Origin of the sequence: Providencia sp. PROV040, from assembly GCF_032706145.1 — a bacterium.
Lineage (GTDB): Bacteria > Pseudomonadota > Gammaproteobacteria > Enterobacterales > Enterobacteriaceae > Providencia > Providencia hangzhouensis.
In genome coordinates this window covers 4,208,688-4,233,028 of the sequence record NZ_CP120530.1, presented here as the reverse complement: position 1 = coordinate 4,233,028, position 24,341 = coordinate 4,208,688, and the positions used below count along the sequence as shown (strand labels likewise).

23 protein-coding genes are annotated in these 24,341 nt (G+C 37.8%); 15 read left to right on the top strand and 8 right to left on the bottom strand.

The genetic code is table 11. The features are described 5' to 3' along the window. Nucleotides 1-12: 12 nt before the first annotated feature. A complete protein-coding gene (narL, locus tag P3L40_RS19725; RefSeq protein WP_004259360.1) occupies nucleotides 13-669 on the top strand; it encodes a two-component system response regulator NarL in 657 nt (218 codons plus the stop codon). Nucleotides 670-681: 12 nt separating this feature from the next. On the opposite strand, the gene P3L40_RS19720 is transcribed toward narL, so the two are convergent. The 7 genes from P3L40_RS19720 to P3L40_RS19690 form a co-directional block, all read right to left on the bottom strand. Then, nucleotides 682-1,836 carry a CdaR family transcriptional regulator gene (locus P3L40_RS19720; RefSeq protein WP_004259365.1) on the bottom strand — a complete coding sequence of 385 codons (1,155 nt, stop codon included), beginning with the start codon at nucleotides 1,834-1,836 and terminating at the stop codon, nucleotides 682-684. 14 nt (nucleotides 1,837-1,850) lie between these two features. Continuing rightward, nucleotides 1,851-3,014: a glycerate kinase gene (locus P3L40_RS19715; protein WP_196731958.1), complete on the bottom strand. Its 1,164-nt coding sequence runs from the start codon at nucleotides 3,012-3,014 to the stop codon at nucleotides 1,851-1,853. Nucleotides 3,015-3,047: 33 nt separating this feature from the next. Then, nucleotides 3,048-4,388 (bottom strand): MFS transporter, encoded by a 1,341-nt coding sequence (locus P3L40_RS19710; protein WP_004259371.1) that lies wholly within the window; start codon nucleotides 4,386-4,388, stop codon nucleotides 3,048-3,050. Nucleotides 4,389-4,508: 120 nt separating this feature from the next. Further along, entirely contained in the window at nucleotides 4,509-5,693 is a 1,185-nt protein-coding gene (locus tag P3L40_RS19705; protein WP_210853061.1) for a thiolase family protein, read from the bottom strand. Between the two features lie 9 nt (nucleotides 5,694-5,702). After that, complete coding sequence (fabG, locus tag P3L40_RS19700; RefSeq protein WP_096864443.1) at nucleotides 5,703-6,440, bottom strand: 3-oxoacyl-ACP reductase FabG; 738 nt, start codon at nucleotides 6,438-6,440, stop codon at nucleotides 5,703-5,705. A 26-nt stretch (nucleotides 6,441-6,466) separates the two neighbouring features. Then, nucleotides 6,467-8,035: an acyl CoA:acetate/3-ketoacid CoA transferase gene (locus P3L40_RS19695; protein ID WP_136134265.1), complete on the bottom strand. Its 1,569-nt coding sequence runs from the start codon at nucleotides 8,033-8,035 to the stop codon at nucleotides 6,467-6,469. Nucleotides 8,036-8,102: 67 nt separating this feature from the next. Continuing rightward, on the bottom strand, nucleotides 8,103-9,620 hold the full coding sequence (locus P3L40_RS19690; RefSeq protein ID WP_094962383.1) for a class I adenylate-forming enzyme family protein: 1,518 nt from the start codon (nucleotides 9,618-9,620) through the stop codon (nucleotides 8,103-8,105). A 497-nt stretch (nucleotides 9,621-10,117) separates the two neighbouring features. On the opposite strand from P3L40_RS19690, the gene yghU reads away from it, so the two are divergent. From yghU to P3L40_RS19625, 13 genes are all read left to right on the top strand, one after another. Next, on the top strand, nucleotides 10,118-10,957 hold the full coding sequence (gene yghU / locus P3L40_RS19685) for a glutathione-dependent disulfide-bond oxidoreductase (RefSeq protein ID WP_136134264.1): 840 nt from the start codon (nucleotides 10,118-10,120) through the stop codon (nucleotides 10,955-10,957). Nucleotides 10,958-11,526: 569 nt separating this feature from the next. After that, entirely contained in the window at nucleotides 11,527-11,793 is a 267-nt protein-coding gene (locus tag P3L40_RS19680; RefSeq protein WP_004259392.1) for a helix-turn-helix domain-containing protein, read from the top strand. Between the two features lie 38 nt (nucleotides 11,794-11,831). After that, nucleotides 11,832-12,104, top strand: coding sequence for a helix-turn-helix domain-containing protein (locus P3L40_RS19675; RefSeq protein ID WP_004259395.1), 273 nt, complete (start codon nucleotides 11,832-11,834; stop codon nucleotides 12,102-12,104). A gap of 129 nt (nucleotides 12,105-12,233) precedes the next feature. Further along, the gene (locus tag P3L40_RS19670) at nucleotides 12,234-12,770 is read left to right on the top strand and encodes a fimbrial protein (RefSeq protein WP_004259399.1); all 537 of its coding nucleotides are present in this window, start codon (nucleotides 12,234-12,236) and stop codon (nucleotides 12,768-12,770) included. Nucleotides 12,771-12,937: 167 nt separating this feature from the next. After that, complete coding sequence (locus P3L40_RS19665; protein ID WP_004259404.1) at nucleotides 12,938-13,375, top strand: fimbrial protein; 438 nt, start codon at nucleotides 12,938-12,940, stop codon at nucleotides 13,373-13,375. An 89-nt stretch (nucleotides 13,376-13,464) separates the two neighbouring features. Next, on the top strand, nucleotides 13,465-15,987 hold the full coding sequence (locus tag P3L40_RS19660) for an outer membrane usher protein (RefSeq protein ID WP_136134263.1): 2,523 nt from the start codon (nucleotides 13,465-13,467) through the stop codon (nucleotides 15,985-15,987). Nucleotides 15,988-16,087: 100 nt separating this feature from the next. After that, the gene (locus tag P3L40_RS19655; RefSeq protein WP_136134262.1) at nucleotides 16,088-16,876 is read left to right on the top strand and encodes a fimbria/pilus periplasmic chaperone; all 789 of its coding nucleotides are present in this window, start codon (nucleotides 16,088-16,090) and stop codon (nucleotides 16,874-16,876) included. Nucleotides 16,877-16,906: 30 nt separating this feature from the next. Next, on the top strand, nucleotides 16,907-17,509 hold the full coding sequence (locus P3L40_RS19650; protein ID WP_004259415.1) for a fimbrial protein: 603 nt from the start codon (nucleotides 16,907-16,909) through the stop codon (nucleotides 17,507-17,509). Between the two features lie 9 nt (nucleotides 17,510-17,518). Next, nucleotides 17,519-18,034 (top strand): fimbrial protein, encoded by a 516-nt coding sequence (locus P3L40_RS19645; protein WP_036958069.1) that lies wholly within the window; start codon nucleotides 17,519-17,521, stop codon nucleotides 18,032-18,034. 13 nt (nucleotides 18,035-18,047) lie between these two features. Then, the gene (locus P3L40_RS19640) at nucleotides 18,048-18,530 is read left to right on the top strand and encodes a fimbrial protein (RefSeq protein WP_036958070.1); all 483 of its coding nucleotides are present in this window, start codon (nucleotides 18,048-18,050) and stop codon (nucleotides 18,528-18,530) included. Next, nucleotides 18,530-19,045 carry a fimbrial protein gene (locus P3L40_RS19635; RefSeq protein WP_136134260.1) on the top strand — a complete coding sequence of 172 codons (516 nt, stop codon included), beginning with the start codon at nucleotides 18,530-18,532 and terminating at the stop codon, nucleotides 19,043-19,045. Before P3L40_RS19640 ends, P3L40_RS19635 begins: the two co-directional genes overlap by 1 nt. A gap of 8 nt (nucleotides 19,046-19,053) precedes the next feature. Next, the gene (locus tag P3L40_RS19630) at nucleotides 19,054-19,587 is read left to right on the top strand and encodes a fimbrial protein (RefSeq protein ID WP_136134259.1); all 534 of its coding nucleotides are present in this window, start codon (nucleotides 19,054-19,056) and stop codon (nucleotides 19,585-19,587) included. Between the two features lie 37 nt (nucleotides 19,588-19,624). Beyond that, entirely contained in the window at nucleotides 19,625-20,470 is an 846-nt protein-coding gene (locus P3L40_RS19625) for a hypothetical protein (protein ID WP_136134258.1), read from the top strand. 146 nt (nucleotides 20,471-20,616) lie between these two features. Here P3L40_RS19625 and P3L40_RS19620 read toward each other — a convergent pair whose 3' ends face one another. After that, nucleotides 20,617-22,347 carry a lysophospholipid acyltransferase family protein gene (locus tag P3L40_RS19620; RefSeq protein ID WP_210853059.1) on the bottom strand — a complete coding sequence of 577 codons (1,731 nt, stop codon included), beginning with the start codon at nucleotides 22,345-22,347 and terminating at the stop codon, nucleotides 20,617-20,619. Between the two features lie 580 nt (nucleotides 22,348-22,927). On the opposite strand from P3L40_RS19620, the gene P3L40_RS19615 reads away from it, so the two are divergent. Then, a complete protein-coding gene (locus P3L40_RS19615) occupies nucleotides 22,928-24,334 on the top strand; it encodes a cytochrome-c peroxidase (protein WP_004259445.1) in 1,407 nt (468 codons plus the stop codon). Nucleotides 24,335-24,341: the final 7 nt, after the last annotated feature.

Sequence of the window (24,341 nt, the reverse complement as noted above, 5' to 3'; positions counted from 1 at the left end):
AGTAACTCATTAATGAAAAATGAAAATAAACTGACTGGGCAATCTACCATTTTACTGATTGATGACCACCCGATGCTACGTAATGGTGTTAAACAATTAATTAGTTTAGAACCCACATTAAAGGTAATTGGTGAAGCAGACGATGGAATAACGGGTATTAAAATTGCGGAAGAACAAGACCCAGATTTAATCCTATTAGATCTCAATATGCCTAGTATGAATGGCTTTGAAGTACTCGATAATTTACGTAACCGCGAACTTTCGGGCCGTATTATCTTATTTACGGTGTCCAATTATGGCGAAGACTTAATTAATGCGTTAAAACGAGGTGCTGATGGCTATTTACTCAAAGACATGGAGCCTGAAAAATTAATTATTGCATTAAAAGAAGCCGCAAGTGGTAAAATGGTCGTTAGCCCAACGCTCGCTTCCATTTTAGCTGAATCTTTAAGAGATAACCGAGCCCCTACAGAGCATAATCTATCAGCACTAACCCCAAGAGAAACCCATATCTTAGATTTAATCTCACAGGGGCTATCAAATAAGATGATTGCGAATAAATTACAAATCACAGAGAGCACCGTCAAAGTCCATGTCAAACACTTACTAAAGAAACTTAATTTAAAATCGCGCGTTGAAGCCGCTATTTGGGTTTTACAACAAAAGTAATGATATGGCTCCTTAACTTAATGCATCGAGCCATGGCTGTTGTTTTGGGTAACGTCGACGGTAGCCATGCATCGCAACAGATAACTGAATGAGGTCCGTAAACCTTGTCGGGTCCAAACTGGTTTGCTTTTTAATTTGTTGTAACCGATAACTTAATGTATTTCTGTGAATGCCTAATTGCTGCGCGGTGCTACCTATTTCGCCATTTTGCGATAAAAACAGCTCAAGGGTTTCAAGCAAAATATCGCCCGAATCATGCAACAATATTTTATGGCAAATATCTAAAAAGAAATTAAATAGATAGCTATTTTCCAATTCATTAAAGAGGCATAAAGATGCCATTTCTTTAAATAAAAAGACTTGTTTATCGGGAACCGTTAGCCGTCCAACTTCAATAACTGAACGTGCAAAATGTACTGCATCCCTCACATGTTCTTGCGTATCTGCCTGAACACCAACACCAATATAATATTGGCTAAGTTGGCTATCTAGAATGAAATGAAGATTAGAAATAAACGATTCATTTTGATAATGCGTTGATGGGAATAGCATCAAAATTTCGCGGCTATTGAGTAATAACACATCACTTTTTTCCATAGCTGATAATTCAGTAATGATCGTATCGAGTATTTCTGGGCGGTACTGAATAGCTTCAATATTAATAATCACAGGAATAGTCGGTAAAGTGAACGCAAAACCGGAATTATGTAATTTTAGTAATGCACTGCGCCCCTGTGCTGGCGTTGTGCTTTCTATAAACTGAACAAATAGCATGTCACGCAAACGATGCTGCCAGTTAATACTACGCCGCTCAATTTCTTGTTGAATTAGCAGCTCAGCCGTCAGTATAGCGAGCTCGGCATAACGCTGGATCACAACAGGGTCACCACTCACGCCAATCACTAATTCCACTTTATCAGCCACAACAATCGGATGGTTTATCCCCGGTGCCACATTCGAATAAGCTCGTGCTTCATTTTCATTGTAGATGGTGATCCGTTTGCCGCAGCGGATCACTTCCACTGCGGCTTCATGGGTTTCACCAATACGCTTTTTTTCACCTGAAGCGATAATCACGCCCTGACTATTAATCACATTGACGTTGTGATGGATAATTCCCATTGCACGCGTGACAATATCATTGGCTAGTTTTTCAGTCAGTAGCATATTACCGCCTCACTTTAGGGTTTTATTTGCATATTCGGATTTGCGAGTACGGTACGCAGCAAATTTTCTGCTGTATCTGCCAAATAACGTTCACCATTTGTCATGGCTTGCTCAAGGGAAACTGGCCCCGGACAAAGCGACCACATTGCGGTAATGCCATGTTGGTATAGGATACGGCTATCTTCACTATACCCCCCACAAAGCGCAATGACAGGCACACCATAATGACTGGCCATACGAGCCACTCCCACAGGAGCCTTACCATTCGCACTTTGACTGTCAAGCCGCCCCTCTCCTACAATGACTAAATCCGCTTGTTGAATATAAGATTTTGCGCCAAGGAGCCCCAAAACGAGATCGATTCCTTTTTCAAGCTTTGCCGAAACAAACCAACGAAGCCCCGCACCTAATCCACCCGCTGCACCACTGCCAGCCTCCAGTGAAATATCTTTTCCCGTTATTGCTGACATTAATTTCGCATAGTGAGCCATCCCAATTTCAAGCTGGTCAAGTGTGGCTTGGTCGGCCCCCTTTTGGGGACCATAAACATAAGTCGCACCATTTTTGCCTAATAAAGGGTTTTCAACATCGCAAGAGACATTAAATTCAACCTTAGCGGCTCGCGAGTCAAATTTATCAAAATCAATCTTTGCAATATTAATGAGGTCTTTTCCGCAAATTGGCGTCTCAATAAGCTGAGAACTTTTATCGTAAAACTGAGCACCCAATGCTTGAGCAAACCCTGCACCACCATCATTAGTTGCACTTCCTCCTATCCCGATAACAATACGAGAACAACCCATATCGAGTGCATGCTTGACCATTTCACCCAAGCCATAAGTTGAGGCATTTTCAACTCGACGATGCTCACGTTGAACGAGTTCCAGCCCACAACATTGCGCCATCTCGATAAAAGCGGTTTTTCCCTCCAATACTAATAACCCTGCATCAACCTTACTACCATAAGGCCCAGTACAGCTAAAAATGTAAGGTGTTACACCAGAAAGCGCGGGGCTATTCTCCAGTGACTCCAACAAACCTTCTCCGCCATCAGATATGGGTAATAACGTCATATCTAACTCAGAGGATACACGCTTGAAACCCTCAGCAACGGCTTGACATGCTAACCTTGCAGAACAACTTCCTTTAAAGGAATCAAGTGCGATAACAATTTTCATGCAGACTTTCCTATTGTAAATGGCGATGTTGAATTATTTGCTTTCCACTGAAGTCGATACTTGTAATGGCTCAGCTTCGCTCATACCGTTAGTATTCACTCGTGACGCAATAATCGTTCCGATAACTAGCAAACCGACACCAAACCATAATCCAGAAGTGGCTGTTCCTGTATAATCTTCAAAAAAGCCAAGAATGAACGGGCCAAGGAAGCCGCCAAACAGCCCTAAGCAGTTCAATAGTGCCAAACTTCCCGCTAACATGCTGCCACTCATATAAGTCGGAGGAAGCGAGAAAATAATCGATTGAACCACAAAAAACATAAATGCCGTTAAGCAAAAGCCAATTAAACCGACAACTGGGCCACCCAGTGCACCAATCACTAACCCTACGGCCATTACTGCATAACCTGAAATTAAAATACGTGATGAACGACGCGGTGTATTAGCTTTTCTCGCGACAAAAATGCCACCAATTGCGGCTGAAATCCATGGAATCGCTGTTAATAAGCCGATTTGAATAGGTGTTAATTTGCCATATTCACCGATAATAGTCGGTAAAAAATAACTTAAACCATAGACCGAGAACTGGTGAGTAAAATAGATAGCAACAATCATCATAAAGGCTTTATTCTTAAATGCCGCCTTGAGTGAGAATTTACTGTTACTCACACTAATACTGTTTTTGTCTTGATCATGTTTATATTTAATATAATTCCGATCATCTTCATCTAACCATTTTGCATCTTCTGGTTTATTCGGCAACACGAACCACACAACAAATGCTAGGATAACTGCTGGCAAGCCTTCAATAACAAACATCCATTGCCAACCATGGAAGCCTAATAAGCCATCCATACTCAGCAATAAACCACTCAGCGGCGCCCCAATAATATTTGCAAGACAAACCCCAAGTAAAAATAACCCTGTTGCTTTAGCCCGTTCTTCTTGGCTAAACCAATATGTCATATATAGAATAACCCCAGGATATAAGCCCGCTTCAGCCGCTCCCAGTAATAACCGCAAGATATAAAAAGAAGTCGGCCCCGTCACAAACGCCATCGCCGCAGATAATAACCCCCAAGTGATCATGATCCGCGTGATCCAAAAACGCGCGCCTACTTTCTCCATTATCAAATTACTTGGGATCTCAAGAATCGAGTAGGTTAAGAAAAAAAGCCCCGCACCAATACCAAACGCGGTTGCAGATAATCCTAAATCAATCGACATCGCATTTTTTGCCATGCCAATATTTGTTCGGTCAATAAAGCTAATAATGTACGCTAAAATCAACAACGGCATCAGGTTACGGTATATCTTTGCGTTGGTTTTTTTCCCCTGAGCCACATAATCTAACTTTGCATTTGTAGAAAACATAGATAAGATCCTCATGTTGTAGTGAAACAGGTACGGCTCTTGGCAATAAGTGACATACCTGTTGTTTTACTTCAGCAACAGCCCGACGCCCCACGTCGGGCTTTCTGCTTGCAGCTTTTCTTATTCTCTTTCGAACAACATTGATATCCCTTGACCACCACCGATACACATAGTCACTAACCCGGTAGTAACCTGACGGCGTTCCATTTCATACATTAACTTCACAGGTAAAATAGCCCCACTGGCACCCACTGGATGACCCAGAGCAATTGCCCCACCATTCACATTCACTTTAGTGCTATCAAGAGGCAAATCATTCATAACTGCAATGGCTTGTGCAGCAAATGCTTCATTTAGCTCAATTAAATCAATGTCTTTTACATCCATTTTGAGCTTTTCCATTAATCGACGGGTTGCTGGCGCGGGTCCAAAGCCCATAATGGCCGCTTCACAACCTGCTACAGCCCAATCAACCACTTTCATTCTTGGCTTCAGACCACGTTTTTCCGCTTCTTCACGACGCATCATCACTAATGCCGCAGCACCATCATTGATACCTGAAGAGTTTGCTGCCGTAATCACACCATCAGCTTTAAATGCAGGGCGCAATTTTGCTAATTTTTCACGTGGTGTATCACGCGGATGTTCATCGGTATCAAAAATACGTGTACCTTTACGGCCTTCGGGTATTTCTACTGGTAATATTTGGTCAGAAAAATAACCGGCTTGAATCGCTTTTAACGCTTTTTGCTGGCTATCCCATGCAAAATCATCTATTTCTTCACGGGTAATATTGAACTGCTCTGCAACATTTTCTGCCGTCATTCCGTTGTGGTAAGGGCCTTCTGGCCAAGTTAGGATGGACGTTAATCCATCTTCCAGTACATCATTTCCCATGCGGTAGCCATAGCGCGCTTTGCGTAAGTAGTACGGCAGCATTGTCATATTTTCAGTACCACACGCCACCACAACATCTGATTGGCCGGTCTGCAACAACATCATGCCATCGGCTAACGCTTGTAGCCCTGAACCACATTGGCGGTTAACAGAATAAGCGGTGGTTTCTTTTGGTAACCCTGCTCGCAGTTGGCAAATACGAGCGATAAAACCACTTTCTGCGATTTGCCCAACATTACCCACAATGACTTCATCAACATCTTCGGGAGCAATTCCAGCTCTTTTCACGGCTTCACGGATAACCACCGCCCCGAGGTCATGTTGATGCGTATTTGCAAAACTTCCCCCCATCGTGCCAATTGCCGTTCTCACACCACTCACAATGACAATATCATTCGCTTGTTTCATTATTTCCCCCTATAACACCATTCCGCCGCCAACATTGATTACTTCGCCATTGATATAACGCGCTTTATCAGAGGCTAAAAATGCAACACATTGGCCAACATCGCGCGGATCTCCTGCAAAACCCGCAGGTATCTTGCTGATCATGATGTCCCACACTTTTTCAGGCACACCACGGGTCATATCCGTATCAATAAACCCTGGGCAAATCGCATTGACTGTGACCCCTTTACGGGCGAGTTCACGACAAGCCGTTTTAGTCAGGCCAATAACCCCAGCTTTGGATGCGGCATAGTTGGCTTGCCCAACATTCCCAAGCCAACTTGCCGAGGAAATATTGACAATTCGGCCATTTCCTTGTTCACGCATTAGCTTTGCCGCCTCTTGCATGCAGTTAAATGTCCCTTTCAGATTGATATCAATCACTTTGTCCCAATCATCTTCCGTTAACTTATGCAGCATGCCATCTCGGTTGATCCCCGCATTATTCACCAGTACATCAATCGCCCCAAAATGCGCTAATGCGTTAGAAAATAAGGCATTTACCTCTTCACGTTTGGCAATGTCACAAGGAATGAAAATGGCTTGATGACCTTGCTCTTGTAGCTGTTTTGCACTTTCTTCACCTGATGACATGGCTAAATCAGAAATAACGACTTTTGCCCCTTCTTCCGCAAGTACCTGAGCAATCGCAAAACCAATACCTCTTGCAGAACCCGTCACAATAGCGACTTTATCTTTTACTAACATGGATAAATTCCTCTTTAATATTGAAACTACAAATACGAAACCAGTCCAAAAGGTGCTTCTTCAAATAGTGAGGAAGACATCACTTTCAAATCAGGAGAAATTTCAGGTACGAAGTCCATATGGGCAAGAATGTCACGCTCTAGGTCAATACCGGGGGCAATTTCAACCAGCACCGGGGTTTTTCCCCCTAAAGTGAACACCGCACGTTCCGTGACAAAATGCATGGTTTGGTTAATATTTCGCGCGACATCCGCATTCCATGAAATTTGCCGTACTTGGTTAACTAACTTTCTAATATCCCCTTCCCGCACAATATTTAATTGCCCATTTTCACAACGAATATCTAACCCTTTTGCTGTGAACGTTGAGCAAAACACCACGTGTCGAGCATTTTGGGTGATATCAATAAACCCACCTGCACCAGGGCAAATATTGCCTAACAACGTCGCATTGACATGGCCACTGGCATCCATTTCCCCTGCGCCCATATACGTGATATCAACGCCTGCACCGTTGTAGTACAACATTTGGTCTTGGTGACTAATCATCGCTGACAAGTTACGACCTATACCAAAATCAATACCGCCTGCTTGGACGCCCCCCCAAATCCCTGACTCCACGGTGATATCGACGCGCTTGGTTGCATTTTCTTCCTGAATAATTGAGCCAATAACATCGTTTGGAATACCCGTTCCTAAGTTAATCACGCAGTTTTCGTATAGATAACGACATGCAATTCGCCCAATCAATTTGCGAATGTCTAAAGGTAATGGCGTAGTTTGTTGGATAGGCGTGCGAATATCACCGCATAGCGTTGGGTCAAAAAACCAGCTCGAAGACTGGCGATGGTCTTCTTCAGGGTTATCACACACGACAATATGGTCAATAAAGCTCGCGGGAACAGTGACACGCTTGGGATGTAAAGTCCCTTCTTCAACGCAATATTTCACTTGTGCAATCACTTTGGCACCAAAGCGTTTAGCCGCCAGTACCGCATGCAAGACCTCTAGGGCCATGGCCTCTTCATCGGTGGTGAGGTTGCCTTTACTATCAGCGTGAGTTCCTCTGATCACCACCACATCTAAGGGAATTTCTGGATACCATAACCATTCTTCCCCTTTGAAATTCACTTTTTCAACCAAAGGGGAAAGTACCAACGTTTTAGCGTTCATCCTACCGCCTTCAAGGTCAGGGTCGATAAATGTTCCTAACCCTACTTTGGATAAGCGCCCCGGTAAGCCTGCGGCCATTGCACCATATAAATGCACCATTTGCCCTTGAGGGAGGCAATATGCTTCAACTTGGTTGTCATTAATCATTTGCATCCATCGAGGTGCTAGCCCCCAATGGGAACCAATAATCCGTTTCACCATCCCTTCATGGGCAAAGTGTTGATTCCCTCGAATACGGTTACATTGCCCAGCTGCGTGAACCAGTGTTAATTGATTTGGTGTACCCTCGGATAAAAAGCGTTGCTCAATTGCTGATAAAATAGATTCAGCAGCACTGGTTAATGTCATTCCCACAGTACAAATCGTATCGCCATTATTAATTAATTTAGCGGCATCTTGTTTAGAAATAAATTTATTATTCATGATAAAACCTACCTGAAGGCTAATATTTCATAGCCCCTTTTTGATTAATTAAAAACTAATTTATATTTTAGTTATTTAAAGAGTAATATCGTAATTTCAAATCTTTCTTGCTTATTTTTCCATTCCAAGTTCTAGGGAAATTACGCGTAAACATAATTCTTACTGGAACTTTATACGTTGGCACCCTATCTTTTAACCACTCAATAATTTCTTTACTGGTTAAACACACTTGATTCTCAGGAATAATAAATGCAATGGGTTCTTCACCATAAATTGTGCTTTCAATTGGAATAACAGCGACCTCATTAACTCCTGGATAATTAGAAATTAAATCCTCGACTTCAATAGAATATATTTTTTCACCACCACGGTTAATCATATCTTTAATTCTATCTTGAATATAAAGAAAACCATCATTATCCATATAGCCAATATCCCCTGTGAAAAACCAACCATCATTAAATGATGTGGTATTCGCAGGACTATCCGGCCAATAACGTTGGATAACAACATCCCCCTTAACCCAAATATTACCTGTGCAGTTCGCGGGAAGATTTTCACCTTTATCATTACGTATGGTCACCTGTAACCCAGGGACTGGTGTACCAGAGCTAGACTTCTTATCGCTATAACGAATATCTTCACGAAATACAGTTGCTGGTGAAGAGGTTTCAGTCAAACCATAAATAGAATGAATGGATGTTTTAGCAAATATATAAGAAAGCTCTTTAATCGTACCTTCATTTAAATGCCCTGCACCACAAGCAATCATTTTTAATGAATTAAATCTTTCTAGGTTAATGCTCTTATTTTCTTTTATTTTCTGAATTAACAATATAAATACTGTTGGAGAACCATGTAAAAATGTTATTTTTTCTTTTGCAATTGTTGAAATAATATCTTTTGCATTGAATTTTTTATGAAGATAAATCGTCCCACCAATATGGATAAATAACGCCAAAATAGCAGAGAGGCCAGTAATATGATAAATCGGCACTGCTAAAATTGTTTTATCGTGTTCAGATAACTTTAATGTTTCCTGATAGGCATATACTGCAGACAATATATTTTTATGCGTGATCACCGCACCTTTTGGCGCCCCTGTTGTACCCGAGGTAAATATTATAACAGCAGGGTCTTCTTCATTAACTTGGTTAATAAAATTAATTTCATCAGTGAATATTACATTACGCCACTGAGAAAGACTCATCCCTTTTGCACTGAGCTGTGCTAACCATGGTTGATATGTATCATCCCAAAAAACAGCATCTGCATTAATACAAGACAAATGCTCTTTACCTTCAAACTCTTTCATTTTGGTACTCAAAGGAATTACCTGAATACCCAGACCTACCGCGGCATAAAATAATTGGCAAAACTCAATCGTATTTCCCCAGCCAAGTACAATTCGATCGCCTTTTTTCAACTGCACTGCAGTAGTTAACCAATACATTGTTTTATTTACTTTTTCAAGTAATTGGTGATAACTCCAACTTTGCTCTTCAAATACAATCGCAACAGCGTCTGGCTGCACTTTTGCTCTCTGTAATAAGCTTTGGTAGATGTTTGAATTTGGCGCAAGCATGGACACACTCCGATACACCTGAATATGACTGATATGCTATCAATGTATAAAATACACTCCGATAAATTAGTGCCAATCTTCACAAATTATTCACACCCTTTTTTTATTTGAATTAGTGATCTGCACAATTCGCTTGTTAACAAATTTTTAACTTAAGTCTCATTTTAAGCTCTGGTTTTTATTGCAAATGAACATATTTACCTTTTGTTATTATCAAGCCATCCCAAAAAACATATAAATTCCTATGAATAGCTCGGTCATCATTGTGCGTATATACAATTACTCATAAACCCAAAAATAGTTTAGAACTAATAATTAACTCTTTCGTTTATCCCCTATGTGTTCTTGCACTCTGTGCTATTTATCCTACCCACCAAAGCAAATATGATAAAAACAGTGGAGAATTCACGACAGATTGCTACAGTGGGGGGCCTTTATAATTAAAGAATTGATGAGAAAATAATCGCCACCTTTGAAAATGGTTAAGGAGATAACTCATGGCAAACACCCCCTATATTCCCCCGAGAGTCTGGCAATGGGAGCAAGGTAATGGCGGAAAGTTCGCCAATATTAATCGCCCAATTTCTGGTGCAACTCACGAAAAATCTTTACCTATAGGTAAGCACCCACTACAGGTATATTCATTAGGAACTCCCAACGGACAAAAAGTCACTATCATGTTAGAGGAGCTATTAGCCCTTGGCATTAAAGAGGCTGAATACGACGCTTGGTTAATTAATATTGGTGAAGGCGACCAATTTAGTTCGGGTTTTGTTGAAATTAACCCTAACTCAAAAATCCCGGCGTTAGTCGACAGAAGCGGTAAAGAGCCTATCCGAGTATTTGAATCGGGTTCCATTCTGACCTATTTAGCTGAAAAATTTTCTGCTTTTTTACCCACAACTCAACCAGAACGTGCTGAAACCTTATCATGGCTATTCTGGCAAATGGGTTCAGCACCTTTTGCAGGTGGCGGTTTTGGGCATTTTTATGCCTACGCCCCTGAAAAATTTGAATACCCTATTAACCGCTTTGCGATGGAAACTAAACGTCAATTAGATGTATTAGACAAGCGTTTAGCAGAACACAAATATGTCGCAGGCGAGAACTATAGTATTGCAGATATCGCTATCTGGCCATGGTATGGCGCTTTAGTGAAAGGTTGGCTTTATGATGCTGCAGAATTTTTATCTGTCCATGAATATAAAAATGTTATTCGTTGGGCTGATGAAATCTATGCACGCCCAGCGGTACAGCGCGGCCGCCGTGTTAATCGCCTACAAGGTGACCCCGCACAGCAAGTACGCGAACGCCACGATTCGAGTGATATAAGTTAAGTCATAAGTTTATTACCTTTATTAATACTGAGATTGATCGGTTTTAAGTCTCAGTATTCCCCTAAAATCAAACATCCTTGGTTAAGGTCACAACTGCTTAAATAAAATATCCCCATTAAAATTAAAATATCTAAATACAAAAGTAAAAAATCATATTTAGACCGTCTTATTTATACAATTAGCACTAATTCTATTAGTACACCACCAAAATAAACATTCCAAAATGGACAAAAATATCTTAATAAATACAAATTTCGCGACTACTTTAGTGAGAATAATCTTATATTGATATTTTATTTCAAATAAAATTATATTAACAATATGTTATAAAAATAACCATTCAATTAATAATGTTTCTTATTTTTATTTAAGATTCAAGCCATTAAACAAGTCATTATTAGAGTACTACTTATTTAGCTTGTAATTAGATACATATATTGTAATTAATCGATTTTATCGATTTAACATACTGATTATTTATATTTAGAAAATACCCCTATCAAGTGTAGCCTATACTCACAAATTAAACAGCTATCCAAAAATTGAAACTTAAATCGGTATCCTAATAAATGAAGGACTCTATTTTTACTTGCTTAACTGTTTTAGAAAACAAAAAAAACATTACAAACATAGTTGCCAAGAACATTGGTAAAAAAATTAAACTGCTAAGATCAGAATATCGCTTAAGTGGGTCTGATTTAGCCAGAATTATAGGTATATCTCAACAACAATTATCACGTTACGAAAATGGTCTTAGTGACATATCAACATCTAAAATCATGTTGATATCCGTATATTTTAAAGTAGATGTTTGTTATTTCTTTAAAAAAGATTAACTCATTATATTTTTATCTCTCATATTAAGGTAGTGCGAATGAATGATGAAGAAAATGTAAATATAAAATTAGGCTATTTAATAAAAAAATTAAGAAAGAAAAAAGGAATTAGTGGAGCTGAATTAGCAAAAAAACTAAATGTAAGTCAACAACAAGTATCAAGATATGAACGAGGAGCAACAAAACTAAGTTTTGAAAAATTAATCGAATTAACAATTTATCTTGATCTGGATTTATCTAAATTAAAATCAGAAATTGAAAAAAAAGAAGTTTATATATCAATGACTCAAGAGAATTATTTTAATCTTTAATGGCAGATAACACTGTTATTAATTAATAACAATTAACTCTGATTGTTATTAATTAATCTCACTATGAAATTAACATAATGAGATTAACAATAATCATATTTATATATTTAACCGTAAAGGAAAAGATTGATGAAAATTAAAAGTATTGCAATGGCAACTTTATTAGTTTTAGGTGGTGCTTCTGCTGCGAATGCCGCTGACCAAGGCCACGGTAAAGTCACGTTTAAAGGTGCTATTATTGAAGCACCATGTTCAATTGCACCAGAAAGTATTGACCAAACGATTGAATTAGGCCAAATCTCTAATATGGCTTTAGCCGATGGCGGAAAATCATCACCTAAAACATTTGATATCGCACTGCAAAACTGTAACGTTAGCAGCTTAACTAAAGGTGTTCAATTAACCTTTACTGGTGCATCCGCATCATTTGATGAAGATAGTAAAACCTTAGGTATCGTTGGTACAGGTAGTGGTGCTGGAGTTCAAATTACTAGTGGTAATGGCGAAATTGTTACTATTAACACAGCTACACCATTCCAACAAATTCAAGATGGTAGCAATACATTACAATTCTCTGCATATTTAAAAGGTAATGGTGGTGATGTTTCAACTATCACTGCGGGTGAATTCAGTTCTGTAGCAGATTTCACTTTATCATACGAGTAAAATTAGCAACCTTCTAATTTCAACCTAAAAACACACGGATAGGTTTTTAGGTTCATTAAATATAATAATAGAGCGAATATATGCTATATAAATTTTCATGGTTGACATTCATTCTATTATTAGAAACTAGTTTGTCATCATATTGTTCGGCTGAATCATTAATCACAATGAATGGAAGTATTATTGAAACTGCCTGTTCTATTGATATAAACAGCAAAGATCAAACCATTGAAATGGGAAGCTTATCTATATCTCAAATTACTCGAGATGGTCAAAGCAATGCAAGAACTTTTTCAATTAAATTAATTAACTGCGTACTTGAGAGACCTGAATCAAAAAAACCAAACTGGCAATATTTTACAATAACATTTGATGGAGTTCATAATGGTAGTTTGTTTACTACCAATGGGCAAGCTGAAGGGATTGGTATTGAAATTAGCAGTACTAGTGGTGAAGTAGTATATCCAGGAAAGGCAATGTCATCACAAGAATTAACTGATGGCACTCGTAATTTAAATTACAAACTACGAATAAAAAGAAATAATAAATCTTTAAAATCAGGCAATTATTTTGGTCTAATAAAATACAAATTAGATTATGAGTGATATAAAAAACAACTCTATCCACATGAACATTTTTCTAAATAGGAGATACTTTCTCTTATTATAAATGAGTTTGAATAAGGTCAAGTATTATGGCGCATCATAAAATCCATATTAAATTATCATCAGTTAGTCGATTATATATATTAGCTAGCATGATAACTATTATCTGTAATACCGGATTTGCCGCTGCTAACATAGAATTTAATACGGATATTTTAGATATAAATGATCGCGCTAATATTGATCTAAGCCGTTTCTCTAAAACTGGTTATTTCATGCCAGGGGAATACACTTTTAGCATTCATGTAAACAAAAATATATTATCTGAACAAAGTGTTTTTTATTATAACTCAGATGAAGATATTGATGACAGTAAAGTATGTTTAGATCCAAGCTTAGTTGAGAAATTTGGACTAAAGCCCAAAATAATATCATCGCTGGTCTGGTGGCATAATGACTCCTGTTTAGATTTAAACAGCTTATCTGGAGCAACTACAAAAGCCGATTTATCGACATCAACACTCTATATTAATATTCCTCAAGCCTATTTAGAATATACGGCAGATAATTGGGATCCGCCTACTCGTTGGGAAGATGGTATATCGGGTGCTCTATTTGACTACAATCTGAACGCGCAAGTAAATCAACAAATACGTAGCCACCAAAGTACGAGCTATACCACCAATGGTAACGGTGTGGTAGGAATGAATTTAGGTGCATGGAGATTCAGAGCTGATTGGCAATCACGATTTGAGAAGCACCCATCTTCTGAGTCAACCCATTCTTTTGATTGGAATCGTTTTTACATTTTTCGAGATATTAAATCATTAGGTGCCAAACTAACATTCGGTGAATCTTACTTAGCCTCCGATATTTTCGATAGCTTTAGATTCACAGGACTCAGTTTAATTACTGATATTAATATGTTACCACCCAATTTGAGGGGATATGCACCTGAAGTTACTGGGGTGGCAAATAGTAATGCAACCGTCATTATTAGTCAGCAAGGTCGTACTATTTACCAAACTCAAGTCGCTGCTGGCCCTTTTCGCATTCAAGACCTTAATGATGCTTTATCGGGTGAATTAGATGTAAGGGTAGAGGAACAAAATGGTAAAACGCAAACTTTTACAGTGAACACCTCAAGTATTCCCTATCTTACTCGCCCAGGGCAAGTTCGTTATAAATTTGCAGCAGGACGGCCTAGTGATTCCAATCATCGTGTTAATGGTGATAGTTTCGCTAGTGGTGAGTATTCATGGGGGATTAATAATGGTTGGTCCCTATATGGCGGTATGATTGCTTCACAAAAATATCTCTCAACGACTTTGGGAATTGGTCGCGATCTAATGCGGTTTGGGGCTCTTTCATTTGATGTGACAAGAACACATGCAAAAATTAAAGAAATCACTTCAAATAATGAAACTAATTATAAAGGTAATTCTTATAGATTGAGCTATTCAAAACGTTTTGAAGATTATAATAGCCAAATTACCTTTGCTGGCTATCGTTTTTCAGAAAAAGATTTTATGAGTATGTCTGAATATCTCGATGCCAAAATAAGTGGCGTTCGACAATATAATAGCAAAGAAATGTATACCATTTCTTATAACCAGCAGTTTAGCGGCAGTGGACTAAGCACATATTTAAATTTTTACCATCAGACATATTGGAATCAACCTGACAATAATCGCTATAGTTTATCATTAGCAAAGTATTTAGATCTCGGAAAATTTAAAAACTTAAGTGTTAACTTAACCGCATTCCGTAATAACTATCGAAATATAAATGATGATGGGGTTTATATTGCGTTATCTATGCCTTGGGGTGAAACCTCTACAGTGAGCTTTAACAGTAACTGGGATAAAAGTAATACAACACAGAATGTAAATTATTATGACCGTATTAATGAGCGTAGCAACTACCAAATTAATACTGGGATCACACAGTCGGGAGCAATTCTTGGTGGGTACTATACACATCAAGGCGATATGGCTCAGTTTAATGCAAATGCAACATACCAACAGAATCGTTACCGTTCTGCCGGACTATCATTGCAAGGTGGATTGACGGCAACGCAACATGGGGTTGTACTCCATAGAAGTAACCAACTCGGCGCTTCGCGCGTTTTTGTTGATACCAATGGTGTAGCGAATATTCCTTTGCGTGGTAATGGAATTGTGACACGGTCAAATTATTTTGGTAAGGCTGTTGTTGCTGATGTTAATAGTTATTACCGTAGTAATATCAATGTGGATTTGAATCTTTTGCCTAGTAACGCAGAGGTTACCCATTCTGTAAAGCAAGGAACATTAACAGAGGGTGCTATTGGTTATCGCCAATTTGATGTTATAGCGGGTAGTAGTGCAATGGCAAATATCCGCTTATCGGATAATAATGCACCTCCATTTGGTGCCATTGTATTAAATACACGTAAACAGCAAGTTGGAATAATTAGTGATGAAGGCAGTGTTTATTTGTCAGGCTTAAATCCTAAAGAAAAATTGAGTGTTTTTTGGGATGATGAAATACAGTGCAATATAACATTGCCAGATAGCGTTTCATCAGAAATAAATCTAGCAAACACATTACTGCTACCATGTGTGAAATAACACTTTACTAATATTTTTAGAAAATTATTAATATTAATTATTTAAATCAAAAAAAAATGATGAACATCATCAAGTTAAACTTAAAGAGATTATATCGTTTATGAATAAGTTAAATGTAAGTAAAAAGGATACCTATCCTACCCCAAAATTGGTTAATAGTTCTAAAATTATATTAGCAACAGTTTTTTTAATGAATATGTCAACAGCAAATGCAGCTATTTCATTAGATCGTACTCGAGCAATCATTAATGGCAATGATAAATCTATTAGCTTAAATATTAGTAATGAAAATAAAACATTACCTTATCTTGCTCAAGGCTGGATTGAAAATGTACAGGGTGAAAAAATTAATGAGCCATTCACCGTATTACCTCCGGTTCAACGTGTTGAACCTGGTGATAAAAGCCAAATAAGAATTCAACCATTAGCTAACGTAGCAAAATTACCACAAGATATTGAATCAGTATATTATTTTAATTTACGTGAGATTCCACCGAGAAGTGATAAAGCAAATACTTTACAACTTGCATTACAAACGCGAATAAAGCTTTTTTATAGACCAACATCTATCATTCCAACTAAGAATGATATCGATAATCCATGGCAAGAAAAATTAGTTTTAAAACAGCAAGGGGGTAAATATATTGCATTTAATCCAACGCCTTATTATATAACCATTATTGATGCGGCAACAAAAATTAAAGGGGATACGGTAAAAGGCTTCGAGCCGATTATGATCACTCCTAAAAATAGCCAGCCATTAGGTGTCGATGTTGCTACATTAGGCAATACCCCAGTACTAACATATATCAATGACTATGGTGGCCGCCCTAATCTTAGTTTTAACTGCCAAGCAAATGAATGCAAGGTATCTCCAAGTAATAAATAATCTATTTATTAAATAGTAATAGAGGAAGGAATGAGTAAAAAAGTGAGTTATAGAGCTCCTTTAATAGGGATTATTTTCAGTACACTTGCCTTTCAGACATTAGCTACTGATATTGGCAAAGTTGATAATTGGGATGTTGATGGTGCCAATGGTGTTTTACAGGTTAAGGGGATGCTTACCGAAAGTGCATGTAGGTTAGCCATGCAATCTGCATTCCAAACAGTAGATTTGGGCACAAATAGTTCTTCAGCATTTAAATTTCTAGGGCATAAAGGCACTCCTATTCCTTTCAATATTCAATTAGAAGATTGTTTAAGGAGTGAAAGCCGCAATCACGATCAACAAGGTAACATAACTTGGAGCTCTGACATGCCTGCCGTAAGAATTCGTTTTCTTGCTGTATCAGATAATACGGATAGCAAATTAATAAAAGTAAATGGTGCTGAAGGCATTGCTCTTGAGTTAAATGATGAAAATTTTAAAAAAATTAAACCGGGTTTTTTTACGAGATCAAAACTATTATCAATGGGCAGTAATAAATTAACCTATTACATTACTCCGGTGAGAATCAATAGTCATTTTAATGCGGGTAGCTATCAAGCAAATATAAGATTCCAATTAGTCTATGACTAGGATTAAAATATGAAACCATCATATCAATACTTATTATTTAAATCGCAGGTTTTTATTAGCATTATTTCCATATTAATATGTTTTAATACAGCCAGTGCTTCAATGGCTTCTATTGGCCTAACGATTACGGTCATAGAACCCCCTAATTGTAGTTTTGTAGAAGGAAGTACATTAAATATTGATTTTGGTGATGTCCAGCAAGATTTAATCGATGGGTCATCATATAAAAAAACGAATATTAACTACAATTTACAATGCACAAATTTATCTACTAATTTATTAAAAATGAAATTGAGTTGGAATAACTTTAGAGTTAATGGTGTTGATGCAATAAAAACGAATAGAGATAACCTTGGTATCGCCATTTATCAAGATAATAATATAGTATCCAACAATTCAAATATTCATTTTATATATGGTGCCATGCCATCTATTTATGCCGTCCCCATAAAACCTAATGGTTCAATGTTGAGCGATGCAGGGAATTTCAGTGCCGAAATGATTATGAAAATTGAATATCAATAAATTAAGAGCCAATATGAAAATTAAATTTTTATATACATTACTAGTTTTTAGTACTTTTTCTTATTCCGCCTCACTAACTGTAGGGTTTAATGGGAATCTAATTTCCACACCTCCTGAGTGTATTTTAAATAACAGTCAAAAGTCAATGGTTCATTTTGGCGATATTTTATTAAGCAGGATTGATGGAGTAAATTATAAGCATACATTAACTTTTGAGTTAACTTGTACTAATTTAGCCATGAATAACCTAGCGTTAAGTATTCAAGGTGATCCTAGTAACTTTAATAATGGCATTCTTAAGACCAGTAATCCAAAGCTAGGATTAAGCTTCTATATTAATGGCATAAAACAAGATATTAATAAAAAAATAAATTTTAACTATTTAGAGTTACCATCATTAGAAGTTTCTCCAGTAAAAAATACAAACTCAAGTTTTGATGATACTGATGGTGGAGATTTCACTGCACTTGCAACACTTAATGTGGATTATCAATAATGAAAAAAAACTCAACCAATAATAAAGTTCAGTATCAGATATGTTGTTTTATTTTGATATTCTTAGCAAATATAGCTTATGCTAATTGGGGATTTGATGGTTCGTTAATTATACCGCCAAAATGCCGATTAAGTCACAGCGATCCTATCAAAGTTTCATTTGGTAAAGTCGGTGTTAATAAGGTTGATGGAATACACTATAAGAAAAAAATTCCTTATGAACTTATTTGCGATGGCGATCTAACACAACCTTGGAATATATCTTTAACATTATCTGGCGCAACCGCAGGGACAGGCTTTGATGATGCAACACTGCAAGTTAAATCTGATCAAAATGGAAATAATGTAGGCATCCAGATTCAAAAAGATGGGCAACCTATCGCTTTAAATAAAGCATTTGTAATTGATCAAGAGACATTACCCACTTTATCCGCTGTTATTGTCAAAAAAGCAGGAACTAAACTGGTTGGAGATACATTCAATGCTATTGCGACATTAACCGTTTCATTTCAATAGGAATAATAATGTTCTCGATAATAAAATTTTATATCTTGTTATTTTTAACCGTGTTTATATGTCATTCGTTACCATCGATAGCCGAAACAATTAATTTTGATGGTATCTTTGTCGAAGATGCTTGCGATTTATACCCCGGAGATGAACTAATTACATTAGACTTTGGGACAATTGCAGATAAATATCTTTATTTGAATAGCCGTACTTTAAGTGAATCATTTAGTATTCGATTAATTAATTGCGATTTATCTTTAGGTCGCGAAATTAATGCTTCATTTAATGGAAATGAAAACTCGTTTTTATCTGGTTATCTTGCATTAGACCCAGTAAGCCACGCTAATGGTATTGCAATTGGTTTAGAAACAGATACCGGAGAAAAAATCGATATAAACACAAAAGATCACACACAGAAATTGTCAGCTGGTAATAACGAAATAAGACTTAAAGCCTTTATTCAAGGAGAGCCTTCTGCATTGACAAATAAAACAATTTCATATGGAACCTTTATATCAACGTTAACATTCTTTCTAGAATACAACTGAATATATAAAATCTGCATTGAATTATAGGTATTCGAAAATGAAAATTTTAGTATTAAGTAGCAATTATAACGCCATAGTAATAAAGGTATTTTTTATTACTATATTAACCTTCATTTACAACATGAATGCATATTCTATAAGTTGGGGGTCATTTATCCAAAGAAATGGTAATGATGTCACTATTCAGTGGGGATGGCAGAATGAAGATAGCAATAGTATCATTTGTTATAATCCCTCCGGTTGTATTGTAACGGTTGGTCCCTATGATTATCGAGGTTCTAGTGCAGACTCAAAAACGTTTGGTGGTATAAATCTACCCTATGGCATGCAGCAAAAAGTCATCATCCGCAATAATGGGACAGCAATTGATGCTTTTAATGCTTGGAGGCTACAATATGGAACGGCTAATACACAAACTCTTGCTACAATGTGGGGAAATTATCCAAATACAGATTTCGCTTCAGTTTGTTATGGATTCCAAGTTTTTCAAATATCAACCTGGGGAACATCTTATGGCACTTTATTACCTAATGCAGGCTGTGGGGTAGTACCTCCATCAAACACTTCTTGTAATTTTAGCTTCCCTACTAGTATTGATCTGGGTTCCTCTGTCAGTGGCCAAAATGGCTCTTGGTCTGGAGAGGCTACAGGCGCTTTTACCTGCACTGATATTGTTGATGTAAGGGCTAGTTTACTAGCTACTCCCTATTTAAGTAATCTTCCGGTTGATATTTCAGTAAACCAAACTACTCTAGATAGTAATAATAAACTGGTTGCTCGAGGGCAAATGGCGTCACTTAATTTTAAGGCAGCCACAGCAGGTAAGTTCACATCAGCAGGCAAGTTTAACGCTAATGCAGTTATTTTGTTTTCTTTCAATTAGCAAACACATTACTAATATGAATGTTAAATAAATAAAGTACAGTAAGAATCGCTAATAATAACTTTATTAACTGATAGTTACCTATAAAAGCGGAGCAGTTCCTATACCGTAATGCCCCAATAGTGTAAGAGGGCTAGTCCCCCCTCTTACACTTGCCCTTTATACTCTTCTTGTGAAACCAAATGTACCCTTATATATCGCTGATAACGTGCTGGCTTTAATTTGGTTAAATCCACCAGCACCAACCCGTCGATGCAATCGTTAAACGCGGGGTCTGTACCGAAATCCATAAACTGTACGCCGCCAGGTTCGCATAATTCGGTATATTGCTTATAAAGCGTTGGGATCGAGCAGCCAATGTTATTGAGTAAGCTTTTCAATTTAACCAAATCTTCATGGTAATTGCCCCCTGAAAATTGGGCTAATACCTGTGGCAAAGAAGCTGGGTACGGCTGATGTGACTGTGCAATGCTGTGTGGCGCTGAAAAATAGAGCCGATAAAAAGTAATCAGTAAATCACGTGCCGCAATTGGCATTGAGCCAGAAATAGATACAGGACCAAAAAGATAACGATAGTGTGGATATTTTGCCAAATACGCGCCAATACCTAACCATAAGTAATCTAAACCCCGTTTTCCCCAATATTTGGGCTGAATAAAACTCCGACCAAGCTCAATACCTTGCGCTAATATTGGCATCATGGCTTGGTCATAGTGAAATAAGCTAGAGCTATAAATACCCTCAAGGCCTTTGGTCTCAATTTGCTTTTTAGTCGGTATAAACCGATAAGCTCCGACAATATCAAGTTCACTTTCATCCCATAATACCAGATGATAATAATCGTCATCATAGCTGTCTAAATCACGGCGCTTGCCTGAACCTTCCCCTACCGCACGAAATGCAATTTCGCGTAATCGGCCAATTTCTCGTAAGATCGGCGACCTTACCTCTTGGTTTCGGTGATAAAGGTAAATCGCTTTCCCATCAGGAGAAGTTCCTAGCTGCTCACAGGCCAGTAACGCTTTTTTTAATTCAATTCTGTCTTCCGGTAAAGCAATTGGCGATTCACTGGTAAATAGCCCTTCCTTACCTTTACCCAACAAATAGACATGGCGACGAAAGCGCCCTGCTAGCTCATGAGCCGCCGTATGACCATCATGCCAATGAATAAATGGGATACTGCCACCAATACGAATTTTTAGCCTTTTTCCTCGCTGTTTAAACATTTCCCTGACTAACATTAAAGTAGATAACGGCTTGCAAACTAACGAAGTTAAATAGAATAAATGGCTATTACGCCCTTGAATATGGATGGGGACGATAGGCGCTCTAGCCTTTGCGGCTAAACGCAAAAAACCTGTACGCCAGTGGCCATCACAAACCCCTTTGCGACCAAATCGAGAGACTTCCCCCGCAGGAAACACAATTAATGCCCCTTGTTTATCCAAATGCTGTTGCATGGCTTCAACTTGTTGTCGACTAGTTCGGTTATTCATATTATCCACTGAAATAAATAAGCTTTTTAGTGGTTCTATATAATTGAGAAACTGATTTGCCACTATTTTTACATCAGGACGAACGGCAGCAACCACACGTAATAATGCAAGGCCATCGAGTGAACCTATCGGATGGTTAGCAACTAAGACAACAGGTCCTTGAGTCGGAATATTTTCTAAGTCACCCTCAACCATTTCACTAGAAATATCAAAGAACTCCATGATTTGTTCAATAAGATCCAAGCCCTTTAAGTGCGGATAATCTTGAGCAAATTGGTGAAATTCCTGTTCAAACAAAAGCTTTTTTAATAAGCGACGTTTCCATTTGCCTGGTGTTTGATGAGGAAAAATATCGTGCAGCAGGGTATCGACACTAAACATAATGCTATCTCCTAACTGAGTTACGACGAACTTAAGTCAGATTCATAACAACAATATGTTTATTTTATGACAAAATGGTGAAAGTACAAAAATGATGATGTAGATCATTACTTTTGATTTGCCAATATTATGGTTATCTAAAATCAATAATTTCCAGGAATGTTGCTTTCTTAAATAATTTATATTTTACTTATTTTGTAATATGCATTTAGTCCACAACAATTAAAAAGGTAAAAACTAAACTTTTCGATTAGTTTTACTTAATTTATTTTAATAATCAAGAATTATTCATTTATAAATACCCACCTATTAAATTGAACTAAAAACCTATTACAGCAAGATTAATTTGAAACAATATCCTTTAAATTCAATCTAATAAAATTTAATCATCAGCTTATTTTTTTAACTATCATTTCATTGATAGGTAAATCTTATTTAAACAATCGCTTAAACCGATGGCCATCATTGATAAAAATCAAGAACCTCTCGGACTTATTTATCCATCATAGTCCGGCTGTAGAATTATATTAATTAAAAAATATTTAAATATATTTGACCGCAATCTTTCAAGGATAGTGTAATGAAAAAACTTACTCGCATTACGGTCGCTGTCATATTTTTGCTTTTACTCGGTTATTTTGGGTTATCTGGATATGTGTGGTATCACGATAATCAACGAAGAGAAAATAATGACATTCAGACATCTAAAATTGCAGAAAATAATCAAGTCCTCCAATTCTTTGCCGAAAAGGGATGCGATTACTGTCACACACCGTCAACTGATTTACCTGCCTACGCATCATTCCCCATTGCTAAGCAACTGATGGAATACGATATTCAGCTAGGTTATAAGTCATTCAACCTTGAGGCTGCTCGCGCTGCACTCATCGCAGGAGAACCTGTACCACAAAGTGAATTAAATAAAATTGAGTGGGTTATGCAGAACCACACCATGCCTCCAACACGTTATGTTGCACTTCATTGGGCCAGTAGTGTCAGTGATGAAGAACGTAATAACCTATTGAATTGGATAGCTAAACAGCGGGAAGAGCACTATGCCAGCCAAGATACCGCCGCTGAACATCGCAACGAACCAATTCAACCAATTCCAAAATCACTGGATGTTGATGATGCAAAAGTCGCATTAGGTTTCCGCTTGTATCATGATGCACGCCTGTCAGGGGATAGCACAATTTCTTGTGCACACTGCCACGCACTCAATGCAGGTGGTGTTGATGGCCGTAAAACATCAATTGGTGTTGGTGGCGCAGTAGGCCCAATCAATGCGCCAACGGTGTTTAACTCTGTATTTAATGTCGAGCAATTTTGGGATGGTAGAGCACCTGATTTACAAGCCCAAGCCGGTGGCCCACCATTAAATCCTATCGAAATGGCATCAAAGTCATGGGATGAAATCATTGAAAAATTGGATAAAGACCCTGTCTTAAAACAAGATTTTAATGCGGTTTACCCAGAAGGTTTCACGGGTGACACCATCACCGATGCGATTGCAGAGTTCGAAAAAACCTTAATCACTCCAGACTCTCCGTTTGATAATTGGTTAAGAGGTGACAAAACTGCATTAACCGCACAGCAGCTCCATGGTTACCAGTTATTTAAAGAGAACAAATGTGCAACCTGCCATGGTGGCGTGATCTTAGGTGGTCGTTCCTTCGAACCTCTGGGTCTGAAAAAAGACTATGAGTTCGGTGAAATCACTGCTCAAGATATTGGTCGTATGAATGTCACCTCTGATGAGCGCGATAAGTTACGCCAAAAAGTCCCAACACTACGTAATGTCGAGCTAACCGCACCGTATTTCCACCGCGGCGATGTAGCAACCTTAGATGAAGCAGTGAAACTGATGCTGCGTTATCAAGTGGGTAAAGAACTGCCACAAAAAGATGTCGATGATATTGTTGCCTTCCTTAAGAGTTTAACAGGGGTATATACACCCTATGTGCAACAAAGTGAGTCACAACAGTAAATATCAA

Excerpts from the sequence above, each read along its gene's own strand:
- P3L40_RS19620 (WP_210853059.1), bottom strand. The coding sequence starts at position 22,347 with ATGTTTAGTGTCGATACCCTGCTGCACGATATTTTTCCTCATCAAACA.
- P3L40_RS19665 (WP_004259404.1), top strand. The coding sequence starts at position 12,938 with ATGAATGGAAGTATTATTGAAACTGCCTGTTCTATTGATATAAACAGC.
- P3L40_RS19615 (WP_004259445.1), top strand. The coding sequence starts at position 22,928 with ATGAAAAAACTTACTCGCATTACGGTCGCTGTCATATTTTTGCTTTTA.
- P3L40_RS19710 (WP_004259371.1), bottom strand. The coding sequence starts at position 4,388 with ATGTTTTCTACAAATGCAAAGTTAGATTATGTGGCTCAGGGGAAAAAA.
- P3L40_RS19705 (WP_210853061.1), bottom strand. The coding sequence starts at position 5,693 with ATGAAACAAGCGAATGATATTGTCATTGTGAGTGGTGTGAGAACGGCA.
- P3L40_RS19655 (WP_136134262.1), top strand. The coding sequence starts at position 16,088 with ATGAATAAGTTAAATGTAAGTAAAAAGGATACCTATCCTACCCCAAAA.
- P3L40_RS19675 (WP_004259395.1), top strand. The coding sequence starts at position 11,832 with ATGAATGATGAAGAAAATGTAAATATAAAATTAGGCTATTTAATAAAA.
- P3L40_RS19640 (WP_036958070.1), top strand. The coding sequence starts at position 18,048 with ATGAAAATTAAATTTTTATATACATTACTAGTTTTTAGTACTTTTTCT.
- fabG (WP_096864443.1), bottom strand. The coding sequence starts at position 6,440 with ATGTTAGTAAAAGATAAAGTCGCTATTGTGACGGGTTCTGCAAGAGGT.
- P3L40_RS19715 (WP_196731958.1), bottom strand. The coding sequence starts at position 3,014 with ATGAAAATTGTTATCGCACTTGATTCCTTTAAAGGAAGTTGTTCTGCA.
- P3L40_RS19630 (WP_136134259.1), top strand. The coding sequence starts at position 19,054 with ATGTTCTCGATAATAAAATTTTATATCTTGTTATTTTTAACCGTGTTT.
- narL (WP_004259360.1), top strand. The coding sequence starts at position 13 with ATGAAAAATGAAAATAAACTGACTGGGCAATCTACCATTTTACTGATT.
- yghU (WP_136134264.1), top strand. The coding sequence starts at position 10,118 with ATGGCAAACACCCCCTATATTCCCCCGAGAGTCTGGCAATGGGAGCAA.
- P3L40_RS19625 (WP_136134258.1), top strand. The coding sequence starts at position 19,625 with ATGAAAATTTTAGTATTAAGTAGCAATTATAACGCCATAGTAATAAAG.
- P3L40_RS19660 (WP_136134263.1), top strand. The coding sequence starts at position 13,465 with ATGGCGCATCATAAAATCCATATTAAATTATCATCAGTTAGTCGATTA.
- P3L40_RS19695 (WP_136134265.1), bottom strand. The coding sequence starts at position 8,035 with ATGAATAATAAATTTATTTCTAAACAAGATGCCGCTAAATTAATTAAT.
- P3L40_RS19720 (WP_004259365.1), bottom strand. The coding sequence starts at position 1,836 with ATGCTACTGACTGAAAAACTAGCCAATGATATTGTCACGCGTGCAATG.
- P3L40_RS19635 (WP_136134260.1), top strand. The coding sequence starts at position 18,530 with ATGAAAAAAAACTCAACCAATAATAAAGTTCAGTATCAGATATGTTGT.
- P3L40_RS19670 (WP_004259399.1), top strand. The coding sequence starts at position 12,234 with ATGAAAATTAAAAGTATTGCAATGGCAACTTTATTAGTTTTAGGTGGT.
- P3L40_RS19650 (WP_004259415.1), top strand. The coding sequence starts at position 16,907 with ATGAGTAAAAAAGTGAGTTATAGAGCTCCTTTAATAGGGATTATTTTC.
- P3L40_RS19680 (WP_004259392.1), top strand. The coding sequence starts at position 11,527 with ATGAAGGACTCTATTTTTACTTGCTTAACTGTTTTAGAAAACAAAAAA.
- P3L40_RS19690 (WP_094962383.1), bottom strand. The coding sequence starts at position 9,620 with ATGCTTGCGCCAAATTCAAACATCTACCAAAGCTTATTACAGAGAGCA.
- P3L40_RS19645 (WP_036958069.1), top strand. The coding sequence starts at position 17,519 with ATGAAACCATCATATCAATACTTATTATTTAAATCGCAGGTTTTTATT.